Origin of the sequence: Leptospira vanthielii serovar Holland str. Waz Holland = ATCC 700522 (assembly GCF_000332455.1) — a bacterium.
In the GTDB taxonomy this organism is placed as follows: Bacteria; Spirochaetota; Leptospiria; order Leptospirales; family Leptospiraceae; genus Leptospira_A; species Leptospira_A vanthielii.
On the sequence record NZ_AOGY02000031.1, the window covers coordinates 23,382 to 39,855 of the forward strand.

The window sequence follows — 16,474 nt, forward strand, 5'->3', positions numbered from 1 at the left end:
AAATCAATGAATTAGTATGGATACAAACAAAAAAAAATCTACGACAAAGCCCGCTGACTTCTTTTTTAAAGATACTAAATCCTGGAAAAAAGAGTTTGAAATTTTGCGTTCTATTGCCTTGGGAAGTAAGTTAGCAGAAGAAATCAAATGGGGGCAACCTTGTTATACTCTGCACGGACAAAACATATTCTTGTTACATGGATTCAAAGAATACTGTGCCATCTTATTTTTTAAAGGAGCCTTACTAAAAGATTCTAAAAAAATTCTTATCCAACAGTCAGAAAACGTCCAATCGGCAAGACAAATCCGCTTCCAAAATTCTTCTGAAATCACGAAACTTCAAACAGTCCTCAAATCCTATATCAAAGAAGCCATACAGGTGGAAAAATCAGGGGAAAAAGTTGCGATGAAAAAAACCTCTGAGTATGAGGTTCCAGAAGAGTTTTTAAGACACTTAGAATCAAATGCAAAGTTACACACTGCTTTTTTATCTTTAACCCCCGGCAGACAGAGAGGATATCTACTCCATTTTTCTGGAGCAAAACGCTCCGAAACAAGAGAAGAGAGAATTCAAAAACAAATACCAAATATTTTAAGCGGAAAAGGACTGAACGATTAAGCGTAAGTTATGGGAGAACTACATTTAGTGATGCACCGATCTTCGCCAACAAACAGAAATTATATTCTAATTTAGGAGAATTTTATGTCAGAGAAAACGAAAAAAATAGCGTATTGGTTCTTTACTCTTTGGTTGTCCTTGGGTATGGTATCAACTGCGATTGTGCAACTTATGAAACTTCCTGAAGAAGTAGAAAAGATAAACCAACTGGGTTATCCCAGTTATTTTTTAACACTTCTGGGTGTTTGGAAACTACTTGGTGTCATTGCCGTTCTAACGCCAAAATATGTTTTACTGAAAGAATGGGCTTATGCTGGATTTTTCTTTGCGATGTCGGGAGCTGCCTATTCACATATAGTCTCTGGTCATCCGATTGGAGAAATTTTTCCTTCGCTTCTTCTTTTGGCACTCACTGTGATTTCTTGGTACTTACGTCCAGCAAATCGCAGAGTCTGAAGAATGAAGAGCAAACTTCCTAATTTTTTAGTAAACTCTCCTCTAGATTCAAAAGAGGGGAGTAGAAATAATTTTCCTATCTATTGTTAGAAAACAAACTATTTTCCAATTTGGCTATTTATATTTCTTATAAAAAACACTACTCGCCTCAAAAAAACCCTGTAGCTTAATAATAAGGCATAAATACTCACAGGTAATAAAACTATATTGATTCTCGCATATGAAGTTGCTAAATGCCAAGTGATATCTTGGATACTGAATACATAAATAATGTTATAGCCGCTGATAAGAATCAAAAGGGAAAAGCCAATGCCAACTAACCTTAGCTTTTTGGAAATAAATAAAGAAATCATTGAAACCAAAAAGAGACCATACATTTGCTTAAAATGAAATTGGTAAGAATAAGTTATAATTGAGGGGATTCGGGTCGTAAGTGCATTCGATAACTCTGCAGGTTCTAAAAGTATGGCAAATTTAAAATCTACATTCCCAAAACCATTGGATAATTTTGGTGTAAATAAGATGAAAAGAAAAGGCAATGTTGTTCCTACTACCAAACTGAGAACAGATTTGATAATTTGCAGGTTTCTCGTTTTATGCAAAAGTATAAATACTGCATACAAAAAAGTTATTATAAAAAACAAAATCCCCTCAGTCTTAATTATAATTGGCAAACTAATACAAATTCCAAGTAAGAATACATCAAGCAACTTTTTTGGTTTAATGGAATGAGCACTGGAAATAGATATCAGAAGTATCAGAGATAAAGGCAGTTCAGCACATAAGTCAGTCGAAATTTGGAAAAATTTCAAATTTGAATATAGCAATGCTAACCCAATTAAGGCCAAAGTTTTTTGTTTTATTCGATCAAGAAAACTGAAAACAATAAAAAATGTACACAAGATACTAATGAAGTAAAGAATTTCTATAAGCCAATCGGATAACATTATCCCAATTAAGGTTACAAAAATAGGTAAGCCTATTGGATATTCTGGGTGAATACTTGCCATCACAGGAAGGCTTACTTTTCCATTATTTATGTATTCATAAGTAATGGATTTTGACTTTAAGCTCCAGTTTGCCCAAGAATCCCACATGCCATAAAGCTCTATATCCCATCGAATAACAAAGAGGGTTGATAAGAAAAATGTAATAATCGCACTTAGGAATAATATTTTTTTCTGTTCTTTTAGAACTTCAAATAAATGTTCCCTATTGAACCAAAGCGCAAAGAAGGTTATGACTATAGGGAAAATGGGGAAAGTTGATCTATACATAGTCGGCACATGCTGTACAAACAAAAGTGTATATAATACCAATAGATATAAAAATGAAATTAACTTCATATTGATTTGGAAAGTAGCGTATAGTGCTCGGAAAAGTTTAACAATCGAAAACTTTGAAAGTTTTCGATTTGGGTCATATTTTTATTTAAAATCAAAAAATATCCATCACCATGAAGGGATCTTTTGTTCGAAAGATCAACTAACTCAAATTTACAAGGGAGTAAAGCAAATGTAATTGCTTGGCTTGCATCAACTTTTTCTGGATTCATAGCTTCTGGATTAACGTAAATCACGGAAGAACATTTTTTTCGAATGGGGGAAGAAATCACCTCCAGTTCAGTAATGATAGAAGTTGCATCTCGTTCCGAAATCAAATCTGTGTAAAGAGTCGCTATCTCTCTATATTTCAAATATATTTTCAATATAGATTTTAATTCTTTATAATTTCTTTGCACTAAAAAGAAGCAAAATATTATAGCTAGGCAATTAATACATTTGTAAGTTGTAAGTTGTAAGTTGTAAGTTGTAAGTTGTAAGTTGTAAGTTTTTAATACTGATCATTGATTTTGCCTAATAGTCTAAAATAAAACTCTTGTTACAATTTTTTATATCTATTTTCAACAGCAACTCTTTATCAACTAACTTCAATTGTAAAGAAAATAAAATTGCCATCATTAAACTAAGCTTTTTCCAGGCATTTTAAAAAGTCTCATTTTGACCCAAATTTTTTGTATTCCCGATACCAATGGTAACAACCATAAAAGGCAATGAGTAAAAACACAACGTACTCTGCAGTAACAAAGGGAATCTCTTTTAGAGAATACAAACCAATACAAACCACGTCCACAAGAACCCATAAAAACCAAGATTCTAGTATCCGTCTCGCCAAAAGAAAATTTGCCACGATGCTTGCAGTGGTAGTGAATGCATCCCAGTATGGGTAACTTGGTGGCATCTTAAAAATATTGGGGAGTAAACTAGGTAAATAAAAAGTAAATTCCCCCAATAGATAAGTAGATACTAATATGGTAGAAAACAATATTGTATTTTTTTTCCAGCCCAATGAATGAATCTTCAAAAAATATCCTGACTTTTTACGCCATACCCACCATCCATAGATACTTGATCCAAAAAAATAAATTTGTAATAACATATCCGAATAGAGTTGGATCTGAAAGAACAAAAAGAAAAAACAGATGGAGTTAAATATCCCGATGGGCCAAGTGAGGATATGATTTCGTGAGGCCAAATATACACAAACGAGTCCAGAGCTTGTTCCAAAAAATTCGAGTACCGATAATGGATATCCAAAACAAACAAATAGTGTATAGTCTAAGGAAATAAAGTGTGAGACTGTATCCATTTAGTATTTAGAAATTGATAAGAGGTATTTTCTATTTGAAACCAAACTGTTTTTCGTATTTTTCTTTTTGTTAAATCCGAAAAAAATCTTCTTTAAACCCTTTTTCTCCAAGCCATTTACTTTGTAAAAGATTGTATCCTACGATTTCAAAATCACGAGAAATCCATTTTCTGTATTTTTTTTTGGTTCTAGAGAAGGCATACGGGTCAGTGAATGACATCTCTTCCTTCATCACCGCATAGTCTTCGTTTGTCGGAACAGTGAAATACAAGTAATTACAATATTTTGCCATTTTTTCCAAAACACCAGGGATCATTCCATCGGGGAGGTATTGGATCACAGAATTACAAATCCCAAGTTCTACTGGTTCCTTTTCTAATTTAGGAAGTTTGAAAGTTTCTAAAGATTCATGATAGAGATGGAATTTGTCAGAACGTTTCACCCAATCTTTTTTCTTTAGGTCTTCGTAGGCTTCTTTGGAAGCATCCACGGCATACACTTTCACTGGGGAAAAAGTTTTTACCATCTCTCTAAGGAGAATCGCCTTCCCAAATCCAAAATCAGCCATTTTGTAAACAGGAATTTCCATCAGTTGAAACAAAGCTCTTAAATACTCAGCATGTTGTTTGGCATTATAAGAACCATCGACATCCAACCCATTACCGTAAATATCTGACCAATACGACCCATCGAACTCTTTGCCATTTTTACCAAAACCAAAGTTTTTTTTGTTCAAAAAACTCTTCATTAGAATTGGGTCCCTAAACTTTGTAATTCACGTATCATTTCTTTGATGTATTTCGGTTCTTTTGTTAGTTGTTCTACTTCCTTTTCATACGTTTGAGTCACCATTTGGTTGTCTATTTTTACACGTTTTAAATAGGTATTTAAGGTTTCTTTTGTGATTTTTCTTTCTGGAAATTCAGCCATCAAGGGATGTGAAAAAAACCTCTGCCGAATCGAATCTTCCAAATCACGAATTTTTGTTTTGATGATACCCACAAACCGTTTGATCGAAGTATCTTGGAAAGATACATCTGTTTGTTGGTTGGGGATAAGTTCATCTACTTGCATTTTAATTTCTAAAATTTCTGCAATATTCATATTGTCTCTCGCACCGGAGAGTTTAGTCATAAGTTTTGATTTTTTTTCCCGCAAAGTTGGGTCCTGTTCTTTGTCGGGATGAATGAGTTTGGCTAAATTTTTGAAAAGTGTATTGATGTCTGTGCTTAATAGACGTTCCGATTCTAAGATCTTTTTTTCCTTCTCGGTTTGTGATTTGGTTTTCTTTCTTTCACTCGACTGGGAACCTCTACTTCTAAAGTAATCCGATCTGTATTCTTCATACTTTTCACGAAATTCTCTATATTTTTCTTCGTGAGATTCCCTTTCCTCTTCCGAATCAAACCCAGTTCGATTCATATCATCCAAATCAATTTCTACTCCAAATGTATTTTTGATTCTAGATTCCATTTGGTTTTTATATCGAAGGCGTTCTAGACGTTCAAATTTAGTTTCCAATTGGTCACGATACTTTCCATAGAATGTAGAGTCTTCCATCATTGAATCATTACACATTTCCAAAAGATAACGTCGTAAAAATTCCCTTTGCATCTTACCAAAAGAAAGTTTTTCTTCAATTAGGATGGCACACATCAGTTCAAAACGTGTTCGCTCTAATTTTTTCTGTTTTTCTAATTCGGGTAAAACATCATTTATATAAGTTTCATTGACTAGTTGAAATAAAGGTTCAATTTCTCTGGAACGTTCTAAGGTCTCTTTGTGTTTACGGAGAGCATCGTTAAACTCTTTTTGGGCTTTAGTTTGGTTGGAAGAAATTCCCGTCCAAATCAGAGTTTCCTCTGCGGTTTCTATAGGTTTGGATTTTTGTTTTGGCATTACGGGAAAAGAAAAAGTCGCCAGATAACCTGTATCTGGCGATGGTTCGAGGTTGTTTCGCTAAAATCTTATGCTTTCATTAAATTCAAAGCTGCACCAGCTTTGAACCATTCGATTTGTTGCGCATTGTAAGTATGGTTGACTGGAATTTCGTCCTTTTTGCCATCCTTATGGTTGAATACAAGTGTCAGTGGTTTTCCTTCTGCAAAACTGATTAAGCCTACAATATCAATCACATCGTCTTCTTGGATTTTATCGTAATCTTCTTTGTTTGCAAAGGTAAGTGCCAACATCCCTTGTTTTTTCAAGTTTGTTTCGTGAATCCGAGCAAACGATTTTACAAGTACGGCTCTTACACCTAAATGTCTTGGTTCCATGGCAGCGTGTTCGCGAGACGAACCTTCCCCATAGTTTTCATCCCCAACCACGATGGATCCAATCCCTTGGGCTTTGTAAGCTCTTTGAGTTTGCGGAACTGGTTCATAGTTTCCAGTGAGTTGGTTTTTCACCTCATTGGTTTTGCTATTGAAGATGTTTGTCGCTCCAATAAGTAAGTTGTTGGAGATATTGTCCAAGTGCCCACGAAATTTTAACCAAGGACCTGCCATAGAAATATGGTCAGTAGTACATTTTCCTTTGGCTTTAATGAGGAGTTTCAGACCTTTAAGATCAGTTCCTTCCCAAGCTTTGAAAGGTGCTAGGAGTTGGAGTCTAGTGGAAGCTGGATCTACAATCACCTGTACGCCTGAACCATCTGCAGCAGGAGCAATAAAACCAGCATCCTCTACCGCAAAACCTTTGCTAGGTAGTTCTTCCCCTGTAGGTGGATCAAGTTTGACTTGTTCTCCTTTTTCATTGGTAAGAGTGTCTGTGAGTGGATTGAATCCTAAGTCCCCGGCAATGGCCAGAGCCGTTGTGATCTCTGGTGAAGCCACAAAGGCATAAGTGTTTGGATTTCCATCTTGGCGGGCTTGGAAATTTCTGTTAAAGGAATGAACAATGGTGTTCTTTTCTTTTTTATCCGCACCCACACGAGACCACATTCCAATACACGGTCCACAAGCGTTAGAGAAAACTTTAGCTCCAATTTTATGGAAGGAATCAATGAATCCGTCTCTTTGGATGGTGTAACGAACCAGTTCCGATCCAGGAGTGATGGTAAACTCTGCTTTGGTTTTTAAACCTTTGGCAGCGACTTGTTTGGCAAGAGAAGCAGCTCTTGAGATATCCTCATAAGAAGAGTTGGTACAAGAACCAATGAGTCCTACTTCTACTTTGAGTGGCCAACCATTCTTTGCTGCTTCTTCTTTCATTTTGGAAATAGGAGTCGCAAGGTCCGGAGTGAAAGGGCCATTGATATAAGGCTCCAAAGTATTGAGATCAATTTCTATCACTTGGTCAAAGTATTTTGCTGGGTCTGCATAAACTTCCTTGTCCGCAGTGAGATGTGTTTTGTATTTGTTGGCAAGATCAGCCACATCACTTCTGTTAGTGGATCTTAGGTAACGTTCCATAGATTCGTCATAACCGAAAGTGGAAGTGGTTGCTCCAATTTCAGCACCCATGTTACAGATAGTTCCTTTTCCCGTACAAGAAAGGGATTCCGCACCAGGACCAAAGTATTCTACAATGGCGCCCGTTCCGCCTTTCACAGTGAGAATTCCTGCTACTTTTAAGATAACGTCTTTAGCTGTGCTCCAACCATTTAGTTTTCCTGTGAGTTTGACACCGATGGCTTTTGGCCATTTGAGTTCCCAAGCAAGTCCTGCCATAACATCACATGCATCTGCTCCACCCACACCAATCGCAACCATCCCAAGACCACCAGCGTTCACTGTATGAGAGTCAGTTCCAATCATCATCCCGCCGGGGAAAGCGTAGTTTTCTAAAACAACTTGGTGGATGATACCTGCACCTGGTTTCCAGAAACCAATTCCATATTTGTTAGAAACGGAGGATAAAAAATCATATACTTCTTTGTTTTCTTTGACAGCAATTCCGAGATCCACACCGGATTCGTCTTTTGCCGTGATCAAGTGGTCACAGTGAACGGTGGAAGGAACCGCTACTTTTTTACGACCCGCTTGCATAAATTGGAGAAGCGCCATTTGCGCTGTTGCATCTTGCATGGCCACTCGGTCGGGAGCAAAGTCCACGTAATCAACACCGCGACCAAAACTCTTCGTTGGGTTTCCGTCCCAAAGGTGGTTGTATAAAATCTTCTCTGTAAGTGTGAGGGGCCGACCCAATAACTTCCTGGCTTGTGTGATGGTCGCTTCCATTTTGGAATAACGTGCCGCAATCATTTCTATATCAAATGCCATCTGAACCTCTTATACCTATCAGACCGCAGGAAAAAAGGGAATCAATCGAAAATTAAACTACAAGTGCTAAAATCAGTAAAATTGGTACTAAGAGAGAACCAGTTTCTTTTCTATCCGTCGATACGGACGTAAACTTCGTCAGCTTTGAGGATGAGGCCCGATTTGATTTCGATGAGTCTTGTATTGACAAAAACTCCGTCTTGGTATGGAGTCACAATTCCTGTAATGATGACATCAAGTTTCAAAACATCGCCTATTTTCCGCAAGGTGGCAGTGTCTGTAGGTGAATCCAAACCAAGGCCTGCTTCTTTCAAAACTTTTTGGTTGGCCAGGCGGTCTAAAATCTGGAACCGGTCTTTTTTTACAAGTTCCGTAGTGAGTTTCTCTGCGAGGATTTCACCATAAGGGCTTTTTTTACCTTCATGGTCTAAAAATGTCAAAACGACGAGGCGTTGTGGTTGGAAATAAAAACCTTTTTCAGATAGGGAAACTGCTAATTGTTCCAGTGGGGCAACGGAAGGTTTTTTAGGTTTAGATTCTCTCTCCTCTCCCAAATAACAAGCGCTAATGCTAAATAAAATCCCAAACAAAATTATTTTAAAACGCAAGTTCCATCCCAAGTGAAGTAACATATTCATAAAACGATTTTCCATTAAAGCCATTCCCATACATAAAACCACCAGGAACCCCGAGCAGCATACCGTCTTTATAGAATTGGTTCTGGAAATTAAGAAAAAAAGTAGTTTTTAGGCGGCCCGGTGGTTTACCACGGAAGGAGGCAGAAAAGGTTTCAGGAGATCTACCATTATGATCCTTAACCTGCAATAGTGGATCATTAAAGACATTGAATATCTGATTGCCCACATACAAAGAATAACTTTTGGATGAACCCAAAAAGAAAATGAGACCGAGTGATGCATTGTCCTGTGCAGGAGAGAACCCAAGTTGACCATGTGGAATCGAACCTGGCCTTGGATTTAAATAATTGTATTTTAAGTTTAATTGGACTTTGTCGCTACCGAAAAAAAAAGAAAACTTACCACCTTCTGCGCCATAAGCAAGAACAGGGTTTTCCGTTTTTACATTATATACAGACGTTTGCACTTTCAGAAACTGCGAAGGGTTAAAACTCCCTTGGTATTCATACGATTGCCTAGGATCAAATAACGATCGTTTATTGGTCTCCAGCTGGCGAAAGATAAGGGCTGCCGATGGATGAACCGGTGCCGCAAGAGAAGGTTGTGATAAGGAAGGTTCTCCGGTCAACTTTGCATCCCAAACTAACGCTGTCTGTTGTGAGAAGTCAAAATCCAATTTAGATCCAGTATTTGAGAACGGATTTCACTGTGAAGGATTATAACCCTCTTTCCTATAAGAGGTTAAAGGATTTGAAGAAAGAAATTTTAGAGAATCCTTATATTCGGAAGTTTGACTGTCCCCATCGTTTGATTCAATTCTCATTCCAGTTTGGCGTAAGGATCCATCGCCCAACTTATGTGAGTTTGACGAATCAAATTCTCTTATACCTGAGTCTTTTAAAGGCGCAATAAAAACAACCCCCAGAAGACCTAGACCTGAGAATAAGGAAACAAATACCGAAGCTTTCGGGGAGTACATAAAGAGACTAAGAAACATATTTCCTAATTTCCTATGAATGTAAATCTATTTTTGAAATAGGAACATTGAATCCCCATAAGAATAAAAGCGAAACCTGTTCTGCAATGCATATTGATAAACATCCAACACAAGTTGGGTATTTGCAAAAGCACTCACAAGAAGCAAGAGGCTGGACTTAGGTAGGTGAAAGTTTGTAATCAGTCCTTGTACGGATTGAATCCTGTTGCCTGGCGACAAAAAGATGTCAGTTTGACTTGATCCTACCTTATATTTCTGTAATTGAGAATCAAAAACAGTTTCTAAAACGCGAAGGGTGGTCGTTCCTACGGCAATGATCCGTCTCCCCTCTTTCCGCGCATCGTTTAACTTTGATGCTGTGGATTCGGAAACAAAGTACTTCTCCTTATGTAAAGTCTTAGTTTGCCATTGTTCAGGAGTTAATGGACGAAATGTCCCATAACCAATCTGTAATTCCACGGGGAGAAACTCGGCACCAAGTTTACGAAGACTCTCTTTTAAATCTTCAGTAAAATGTAATCCTGCGGTTGGAGCCGCCACTGATCCAGATCGGTTTGCAAAAATAGTTTGGTATCTAATCTTATCCTCTTCGGTCACATTGCGTTTCAGATAGGGGGGGATTGGGATATTTCCAAAGATTGCGAAATCAGAATCAGAAATGGGGGTTTCAGAGAATAAAATGGAAAGTTCTTCTTTGGGACCCTGAAAAGAAAACCGAAAGTTTTTAAATCCGACCGGAGAGAGCATTTCACCTAATTTAAGTTTTGCTCTATTTTTTAAGATACATAACCAACCTTGGTTGGATTGATCCACTGATTCCAAAAAGATCGATTCATGGATACGACCCGATTCTACCTGCAAATACACACGGCGATAGGATACTTTTGTCTCATTGTATACAAAAACATCACCAGGACGCACAAGAGCCGTGATATCTCGAAACAAAGGTGCTTCCCAAAACTTAGATTGTCCTATGTCAACAACCAAAAGCCGAGATTCATCCCGATTTTCTAAGGGGAATTTGGCAATTTGTTCATCGGGGAGGTGGAAATCGTATTCATTTAAAAAATCCATCTTTGTATAGCCTTGGGAAAACCTTGTCAATTAACCAGAAATATTGGGAATGGTAGGAGAACTATGTGGAAATTTTTAGAAACCCTAGAGAAACGTGGAAAATGGATTCTCTGCATTTTACTCGTGATATTTCTCGTCCTTTCCGTTTCTAGATCCAAACAAAAATCGGATTTTTTGGATTATTACCATGCAGCAAAACGTTGGGCAACTGGAGAGAATTTATACCGGTTTGATGCGGCTTTCGAACTCCAGTCCAAAGTAAAAACCATGGAAGATATCTTCCGACCTGAGAATTTTCACCTGTTGACAGCTCTCCAAAACGAAACAGCGACTTATATTTATCCTCCCCTATTTTCTTTTTTACTCATTCCTTTTACTTATCTCACAGAACCAAATGCGGCATTACTTTTTGAACTATTGAGTTGGATTTCTCTATTGGCAATTTTATACCTTATTTTCCAGAACAAAGAACTTTCCAACCGAAGTGTGCCTTTTCCATATTTAATTCTACTGGCAACCTTAGTATTTAATTTTCGGTTTTTAGAAAGCCATATCCAAAACAATCAAGTAGGATTACTTCTCATATTACTTGTGTTAGTATCTCTCACTGTAAAATCACACTGGCGAAGTGGTATCCTTTTAGCACTTGCGGTCAGCATCAAAATCACTCCGCTGGTATTTATTTTTGTATATGTTTATGAAAAACAATATAAAAGAATCCTTTGGTTTTTGATTGGAATTTTTGTCTGGAATGCGGTCCCACTTCTGTATCATTGGGATTATACCATTCAAATGACAAACGAATGGCTGACAGAAATTTTAGGAAATGCTTTTAGCAACCCCCTTCTCCGTTCTTGGAAAAATAACCAATCCTTAAGTTCAACTCTCGCAAAATATTTTGTCCCAGGTGCGGATATGATGAACCAACCAACATACGGATTGCCCTTTATCATTCTTTCCCTTCCAATGTTAAAGATCATTCAACTTGTATTTATGGTTTTGTTTGGCATCCCTCTCCTATTACTTTGGAGAAAGGAAAATAAAAAATGGGAAATCATTTCTCTATTATTTTTGGTTTCAGCACTTTTCAGTGGAATTAGTTGGATTCATAGTTTTATCATTTGTTTGATTCCCATCTATTTCATTCTGAATCAAGTTATGAGTTCACCAAACGACAAAAAAGAAACATTTGTTTTAATCTTAATTTTGAGTTTACCACTACTGGCCCACAGAACCTTCGTCGGATCAAAAATTGAAGCCGCACTTTCAATGTTTTCCATTTTATTTTATACAACCAGTCTCTTATATTTCTATATTGTAAGGTTTGCATTACGTGAAACAGAAAATCGGAATTGATGTTAGGCCGCTGGCCTATGGGATGACCGGGAATTCTCGGTATTTAGCTGAAGTCCTTAAAGTCATTCTACCCAAACACAAAAAGAAAGAATTTTTTTTATACACAAATAAACCGATCCATCCGGTATTTCAAAACTTACTTGGACCTAATACAAAAGTAGTTCTTGAACCAAAAAAAATCCCTGGACCAATTTATTTAAATTTTATTTTACCAAGACGTTTAAAACAAGATGGGATTGAAGTTTTTTGGGGCACCATACAAATGTTACCTTTTTTAAAACTTCCTATTCCAAGTTATGTAAATTACCATGACCTCAACTTCATATCGGCCCCAGAAACCATGGCGAAGTGGAACTATTGGCAACACAAACTCCTCTCTCCTATAACAATGAAAAATGCAGATAAAATCTTTTGTTTGTCGAAAAATACAAAAGAAGAAATTGCAACTTTTCGTCCTGAATATGAAAAAAAATGCATCGTAGTTTATCCTGGTGTATCGAAACAAAAAATAACAAAAACTAAAACCAATTTTCCTAAAGATTTTTTTCTGACAGTGGGAACCTTAGAACCAAGAAAAAACATCAACCGTTTGGTGGATGCATTTTTGGATTTTAAAACCAAACATCCCAAAGACAAAAATTCCCTACTCGTCATGGGACGAAGAGGATGGGGAGAAGAAGGTGAGTTTTTATACCAAAAATTAAAAGACCCAAAAATCCAAAGTTTAGGAATTCAATTTCTAGAAAACCCAGATGATGCAACGTTAACAGAAGCGTTTAAACAGTGTAAGGCGTTTTTCTTCCCTTCTTTACACGAAGGGTTTGGACTTCCTTTATTAGAAGCTATGTTAGAGGACAAATGCTGTGTAGCCTCCAACATTCCCGTATTTAAAGAAATTTTATCTGACAAATGTGATATCTATGTTCCCCCAAAAGAAACAAAGGTTTGGACTCATAGTTTTGAATTGATGTCTGGACCGAAAAAATCCAGGTCTCCCAAATTCCCCGCCAAACAATGGACATGGGAAGAAACAGCAAAAAAAATAGAAGAGGTACTCTTTCAATGAAAATCATGAACAAATGGATATCCAAATGGAAAGAGTTCCAAAGTAAAAAAGAAACTGCCTACTTTGGAACTTCGTTATACGATGAGTTAACCGTAAACCCAATCCCTTCCTTATTACTCATTCTCGCCACAGTTCTTATTTTCACATACAGTTTACCGTATGCATTTTATTTAGGTAAGTTTTTCTATTGGTTTGTGGGGGTTTTAGAAATAACTAAAGTCTTAAAAATTCCTTTTTTAGATGAACTTCGCCATTACCATTATCTCTCTATCTTTGTTTATTTTTACATCGCAACATCTCTCTTAATTGATGTTAGTCGCCTCTTAAATTTATGGAATCGTCGAACTGTCATTGTTAAAAATGAGGTTTGGCAAATTCGAAGATTTGGGTTTGGGAAAAAACTCACCAAGTTTAATTTAGAGACAGAAGGTTTAGAACTCGGGTATGAACATGGTGGACTGAGTGATTATTTGGGATGGAACCGAATGATTTGGGAAAAGAATGGAAAAACAATATTCACCACTCCCTATTTCTTTCCTTATAAAAAAAATCGAACCATTGTGAATCGAATTTTAAAACGTTAGAGTGGAATTGAACTCTTGAAGAAGTTATTCATTCTCCTTTTACTACTCGTTCTTTTTTTATTCCATCTAAGATACCTTTCGCGAGCCTTTGATTGGGATTCTTGTGTTTATGCTCTGAATATCCAAAAGGACCGAGTGGAGTCAGCATTTTTTAATCCCCACCATTTAGGATTTGAATCTTCGGGACTACTCTATTGGAAAATGCTTCGTTCTATCTATCCGACAACGGATATTATGTTTTTCTTGCGATTACGAATTCTTAGTTTTTCCCTATTTTTTTTGGGACTCTTTATTTGGCTTTACTACAAACTATACAAAGATTTAATCCTTGGAATCATTCTTGCCCTTGTTATCCAAGTAAGCCAAGCTTTTTGGTTCTATAGTTTACACAATGACACCCCACTCATCCACTCCTGTTTGATGGCTCTTTTGTTTTTATTTACTATTTATTATCTAAGGTCGGGACTACATACAAGGCACCTAATGGTTTTGTGGATCATCCAACTTTTTAGTATCTATTTCCACCAATCCAATGTCATTCATTTTGGGATGGTCCCGATGGCAATCTTCATTTCACCTAACAGAAGTTTTGGCAAAAAACTTAGAATCATATTAGTTTATTTGACATGCCTGGGTGTTGCGACCATTTTATCATATCTTTTTGTCGGATTCATTATCTTAAAACGAGGACTCGGGCCTCTTGATGAAAAACATTTTTCTTTTTGGATGTTCTTGTATGCAGCCATTAACCGCTGGGGTACAAGCCTCGGGGAAGAAAAAAACTATGTATTGTACTTCTACCGAGGAATTGGAGATGCGTTTCTTGTATTCCAGAACGTCATTCCTAAATTCCGAGTGAACCTCTTTGACTTCCAGAACCCAAAATACCTTCCCTACAATTTGAATCTTTTATTCTGGATTTTTAGTTTGTGCCTAGGAATTTTGAATTTCCGTACTATGTGGGCACGATACAAACAAGAACTATTAGTGATGACGTTTTGGATCTTACCTTCGATTGGATTTTATACATGGTGGGAAGGATATTTTTTTGAATTTTGGGTGGGAACCACCATTGCTCTTTGGATACTTAACTCCTATACCTTAAAATCTCTATCAATACCAATGTTACCAAAATTTTCCGCTGCCATTTTTCACACGATTTACCTTACATTATTCCTTTTTTACTTCAGTACTAATTTTACGTTTTCTACTCTTCCACGATCCATTGGTCCAAAATTTGGCTACACCGAAGGAATCCAGGGACCCGTTGAAAAGTTAGCAAAAGAATCAATTTACCGCTAGGAACCAAACAAATGTTATTTAACTCTTTTGAATTTTTAGTTTTTTTCTTTGTGACGATCATAATTGGGAATCTTCTAAAGAATCGTTGGCAAAAACTTTTTTTCCTACTCTCCAGCTATTACTTTTATATGGCTTGGCAACCTTCTTCTATTGCCTGTACGGCGATGGCTGCTGATGGATTCAAATTTTACACAGACAGACTTTATTGTGATTTTAAAATCAACCCTTACGTTTTTGTTCTAATTTTTTCAACGGTAATTGATTACTTTGCAGCAAGGTTCATCGAAGCAAAAAAAGACGGAGATAGTACAAGAGGTTGGTTACTCGTACTTTCTCTTGTTGTTAATATTGGAACTCTTGGATTTTTTAAATATACAGACTTCCTACTCGGAGTCATTAACGATATTAATCTTTTAGGTGACTACCAATTCGCAAAACAAAACATCATCCTCCCTGTTGGGATTTCCTTTTATACATTCCAATCAATGAGTTATACCATCGATGTATACAATCGCAAAATCGAAGCAAGGAAATCGTTCCTTGATTTTGCCTTGTATGTGACCTTCTTTCCACAACTCGTTGCCGGTCCCATTGTCCGTGCAGAAACTTTTTTCCGCGACTTAGACTTTCGTCTCGGTGTATATAAAGAGAATATTGATGCTGCCTTTGCTTTGATATTGATTGGTTTCACAAGAAAAATCGTTTTCGCAGACAACCTGGCGCGAGTGGTCGACTCAACATTCTCTAATTATCAAAACCTAAACTCAATTGAAATTTGGACGGGAGCCCTTGCCTTTGGATGGCAAATTTATTTTGATTTTGCAGGATATACTGACATTGCTATCGGTGTGGCTAGATTGTTTGGATTCCAGTTCAATCCGAACTTTAACTTCCCCATGTCGTGCAGAAATATTGCCGACCATTGGTCAAGGTGGCATATTTCCTTTTCTACATGGATCAGAGATTACATATACATTCCGTTAGGTGGTTCTAGGGTCAGTGTCATTATGTACATTCGTAACATTATGCTCACCTGGTTATTTGCGGGATTATGGCATGGTGCGGCTTACCACTATGTGGGCTGGGGAATTTGGCAGGGCACTATGTTACTTTCCCACAAGTTCTACGGTGACACCAAACTGGCTAAATTCCTGAATGGAAAAGGTGGTAAAGTATATGATTTATTTGCCCGTATTTTCACCATGTTTTGTTTATCATTTGGATTTATCATGTTCCGTGCCGAAACAATGGAAAAAGCAATCCCGATGATGAAAGCCCTGGTTTTTCTAAATGATTCCGTAGCTCCAGTTGCAAGATGGTCTAACTACCGATTTGGTATTTTACTCGTAATTTGTTTTACTGCTAGTTACATTTTTTCCAAAAGACAAATCCCTACTCTTCTTACAGGTAGTTGGTTGAAGTACACAACCTTCGTCATTGTAAACATATTATTATTATTATTATTTGGAGTCACTGAAAGCCAGAACTTCCTCTACTTTCAATTTTAATT

Annotated in this window: 16 protein-coding genes; 7 read left to right on the plus strand and 9 right to left on the minus strand. The window is 36.9% G+C overall.

Features of this window, described 5'->3' with window-relative positions:
- Window positions 1-16 precede the first annotated feature (16 nt).
- Together LEP1GSC199_RS06840 and LEP1GSC199_RS06845 are read left to right on the plus strand one after the other, a co-directional pair.
- Window positions 17-619: a YdeI/OmpD-associated family protein gene (locus tag LEP1GSC199_RS06840; protein WP_002979572.1), complete on the plus strand. Its 603-nt coding sequence runs from the start codon at window positions 17-19 to the stop codon at window positions 617-619.
- A gap of 84 nt (window positions 620-703) precedes the next feature.
- Window positions 704-1,075 carry a DoxX family protein gene (locus tag LEP1GSC199_RS06845; protein ID WP_002979606.1) on the plus strand — a complete coding sequence of 124 codons (372 nt, stop codon included), beginning with the start codon at window positions 704-706 and terminating at the stop codon, window positions 1,073-1,075.
- 98 nt (window positions 1,076-1,173) lie between these two features.
- Here the strand turns inward: LEP1GSC199_RS06845 and LEP1GSC199_RS06850 are convergent, their stop codons facing one another.
- The 9 genes from LEP1GSC199_RS06850 to queA form a co-directional block, all read right to left on the minus strand.
- Window positions 1,174-2,352, minus strand: coding sequence for a hypothetical protein (locus LEP1GSC199_RS06850; protein ID WP_157356605.1), 1,179 nt, complete (start codon window positions 2,350-2,352; stop codon window positions 1,174-1,176).
- A 65-nt stretch (window positions 2,353-2,417) separates the two neighbouring features.
- Window positions 2,418-2,771: a hypothetical protein gene (locus LEP1GSC199_RS06855; protein WP_039926294.1), complete on the minus strand. Its 354-nt coding sequence runs from the start codon at window positions 2,769-2,771 to the stop codon at window positions 2,418-2,420.
- Window positions 2,772-3,070: 299 nt separating this feature from the next.
- Window positions 3,071-3,724 carry a nicotinamide riboside transporter PnuC gene (pnuC, locus tag LEP1GSC199_RS06860; protein ID WP_002979501.1) on the minus strand — a complete coding sequence of 218 codons (654 nt, stop codon included), beginning with the start codon at window positions 3,722-3,724 and terminating at the stop codon, window positions 3,071-3,073.
- Between the two features lie 70 nt (window positions 3,725-3,794).
- The gene (locus LEP1GSC199_RS06865; protein WP_002979585.1) at window positions 3,795-4,472 is read right to left on the minus strand and encodes a class I SAM-dependent methyltransferase; all 678 of its coding nucleotides are present in this window, start codon (window positions 4,470-4,472) and stop codon (window positions 3,795-3,797) included.
- A complete protein-coding gene (locus tag LEP1GSC199_RS06870) occupies window positions 4,472-5,623 on the minus strand; it encodes a hypothetical protein (protein ID WP_002979489.1) in 1,152 nt (383 codons plus the stop codon). The genes LEP1GSC199_RS06865 and LEP1GSC199_RS06870 overlap by 1 nt, the downstream gene beginning before the upstream one ends.
- A 68-nt stretch (window positions 5,624-5,691) precedes the next feature.
- Complete coding sequence (locus LEP1GSC199_RS06875) at window positions 5,692-7,947, minus strand: aconitate hydratase (RefSeq protein WP_002979587.1); 2,256 nt, start codon at window positions 7,945-7,947, stop codon at window positions 5,692-5,694.
- 110 nt (window positions 7,948-8,057) lie between these two features.
- Complete coding sequence (locus LEP1GSC199_RS06880; protein WP_002979543.1) at window positions 8,058-8,585, minus strand: FlgO family outer membrane protein; 528 nt, start codon at window positions 8,583-8,585, stop codon at window positions 8,058-8,060.
- Complete coding sequence (locus LEP1GSC199_RS06885; RefSeq protein ID WP_002979564.1) at window positions 8,545-9,261, minus strand: hypothetical protein; 717 nt, start codon at window positions 9,259-9,261, stop codon at window positions 8,545-8,547. Before LEP1GSC199_RS06885 ends, LEP1GSC199_RS06880 begins: the two co-directional genes overlap by 41 nt.
- A 348-nt stretch (window positions 9,262-9,609) precedes the next feature.
- On the minus strand, window positions 9,610-10,656 hold the full coding sequence (queA, locus tag LEP1GSC199_RS06890; RefSeq protein WP_002979583.1) for a tRNA preQ1(34) S-adenosylmethionine ribosyltransferase-isomerase QueA: 1,047 nt from the start codon (window positions 10,654-10,656) through the stop codon (window positions 9,610-9,612).
- 63 nt (window positions 10,657-10,719) lie between these two features.
- Here queA and LEP1GSC199_RS06895 point away from each other — a divergent pair, with 63 nt between their 5' ends.
- From LEP1GSC199_RS06895 to LEP1GSC199_RS06915, 5 genes are read left to right on the plus strand one after another with little or no spacing between them, the layout of a single operon-like run.
- Window positions 10,720-12,012, plus strand: a complete 1,293-nt coding sequence (locus LEP1GSC199_RS06895; RefSeq protein ID WP_002979539.1) for a glycosyltransferase family 87 protein — start codon at window positions 10,720-10,722, stop codon at window positions 12,010-12,012.
- A 22-nt stretch (window positions 12,013-12,034) separates the two neighbouring features.
- Window positions 12,035-13,078 carry a glycosyltransferase family 4 protein gene (locus LEP1GSC199_RS06900; RefSeq protein ID WP_002979523.1) on the plus strand — a complete coding sequence of 348 codons (1,044 nt, stop codon included), beginning with the start codon at window positions 12,035-12,037 and terminating at the stop codon, window positions 13,076-13,078.
- Window positions 13,075-13,662: an LIMLP_18675 family protein gene (locus LEP1GSC199_RS06905; protein WP_002979505.1), complete on the plus strand. Its 588-nt coding sequence runs from the start codon at window positions 13,075-13,077 to the stop codon at window positions 13,660-13,662. Before LEP1GSC199_RS06900 ends, LEP1GSC199_RS06905 begins: the two co-directional genes overlap by 4 nt.
- Before the next feature lie 15 nt (window positions 13,663-13,677).
- Window positions 13,678-14,964, plus strand: a complete 1,287-nt coding sequence (locus tag LEP1GSC199_RS06910; RefSeq protein ID WP_002979596.1) for a hypothetical protein — start codon at window positions 13,678-13,680, stop codon at window positions 14,962-14,964.
- Between the two features lie 11 nt (window positions 14,965-14,975).
- Window positions 14,976-16,472 carry an MBOAT family O-acyltransferase gene (locus LEP1GSC199_RS06915; protein WP_002979458.1) on the plus strand — a complete coding sequence of 499 codons (1,497 nt, stop codon included), beginning with the start codon at window positions 14,976-14,978 and terminating at the stop codon, window positions 16,470-16,472.
- Window positions 16,473-16,474 lie beyond the last annotated feature (2 nt).

What these genes read in the sequence shown, in the direction of transcription:
- LEP1GSC199_RS06840 (WP_002979572.1), top strand. Translation starts at nt 17, where the DNA reads ATGGATACAAACAAAAAAAAATCTACGACAAAGCCCGCTGACTTCTTT.
- LEP1GSC199_RS06845 (WP_002979606.1), top strand. Translation starts at nt 704, where the DNA reads ATGTCAGAGAAAACGAAAAAAATAGCGTATTGGTTCTTTACTCTTTGG.
- LEP1GSC199_RS06850 (WP_157356605.1), bottom strand. Translation starts at nt 2,352, where the DNA reads ATGTATAGATCAACTTTCCCCATTTTCCCTATAGTCATAACCTTCTTT.
- pnuC (WP_002979501.1), bottom strand. Translation starts at nt 3,724, where the DNA reads ATGGATACAGTCTCACACTTTATTTCCTTAGACTATACACTATTTGTT.
- LEP1GSC199_RS06865 (WP_002979585.1), bottom strand. Translation starts at nt 4,472, where the DNA reads ATGAAGAGTTTTTTGAACAAAAAAAACTTTGGTTTTGGTAAAAATGGC.
- LEP1GSC199_RS06870 (WP_002979489.1), bottom strand. Translation starts at nt 5,623, where the DNA reads ATGCCAAAACAAAAATCCAAACCTATAGAAACCGCAGAGGAAACTCTG.
- LEP1GSC199_RS06875 (WP_002979587.1), bottom strand. Translation starts at nt 7,947, where the DNA reads ATGGCATTTGATATAGAAATGATTGCGGCACGTTATTCCAAAATGGAA.
- LEP1GSC199_RS06880 (WP_002979543.1), bottom strand. Translation starts at nt 8,585, where the DNA reads ATGAATATGTTACTTCACTTGGGATGGAACTTGCGTTTTAAAATAATT.
- queA (WP_002979583.1), bottom strand. Translation starts at nt 10,656, where the DNA reads ATGGATTTTTTAAATGAATACGATTTCCACCTCCCCGATGAACAAATT.
- LEP1GSC199_RS06895 (WP_002979539.1), top strand. Translation starts at nt 10,720, where the DNA reads ATGTGGAAATTTTTAGAAACCCTAGAGAAACGTGGAAAATGGATTCTC.
- LEP1GSC199_RS06900 (WP_002979523.1), top strand. Translation starts at nt 12,035, where the DNA reads ATGACCGGGAATTCTCGGTATTTAGCTGAAGTCCTTAAAGTCATTCTA.
- LEP1GSC199_RS06905 (WP_002979505.1), top strand. Translation starts at nt 13,075, where the DNA reads ATGAAAATCATGAACAAATGGATATCCAAATGGAAAGAGTTCCAAAGT.
- LEP1GSC199_RS06915 (WP_002979458.1), top strand. Translation starts at nt 14,976, where the DNA reads ATGTTATTTAACTCTTTTGAATTTTTAGTTTTTTTCTTTGTGACGATC.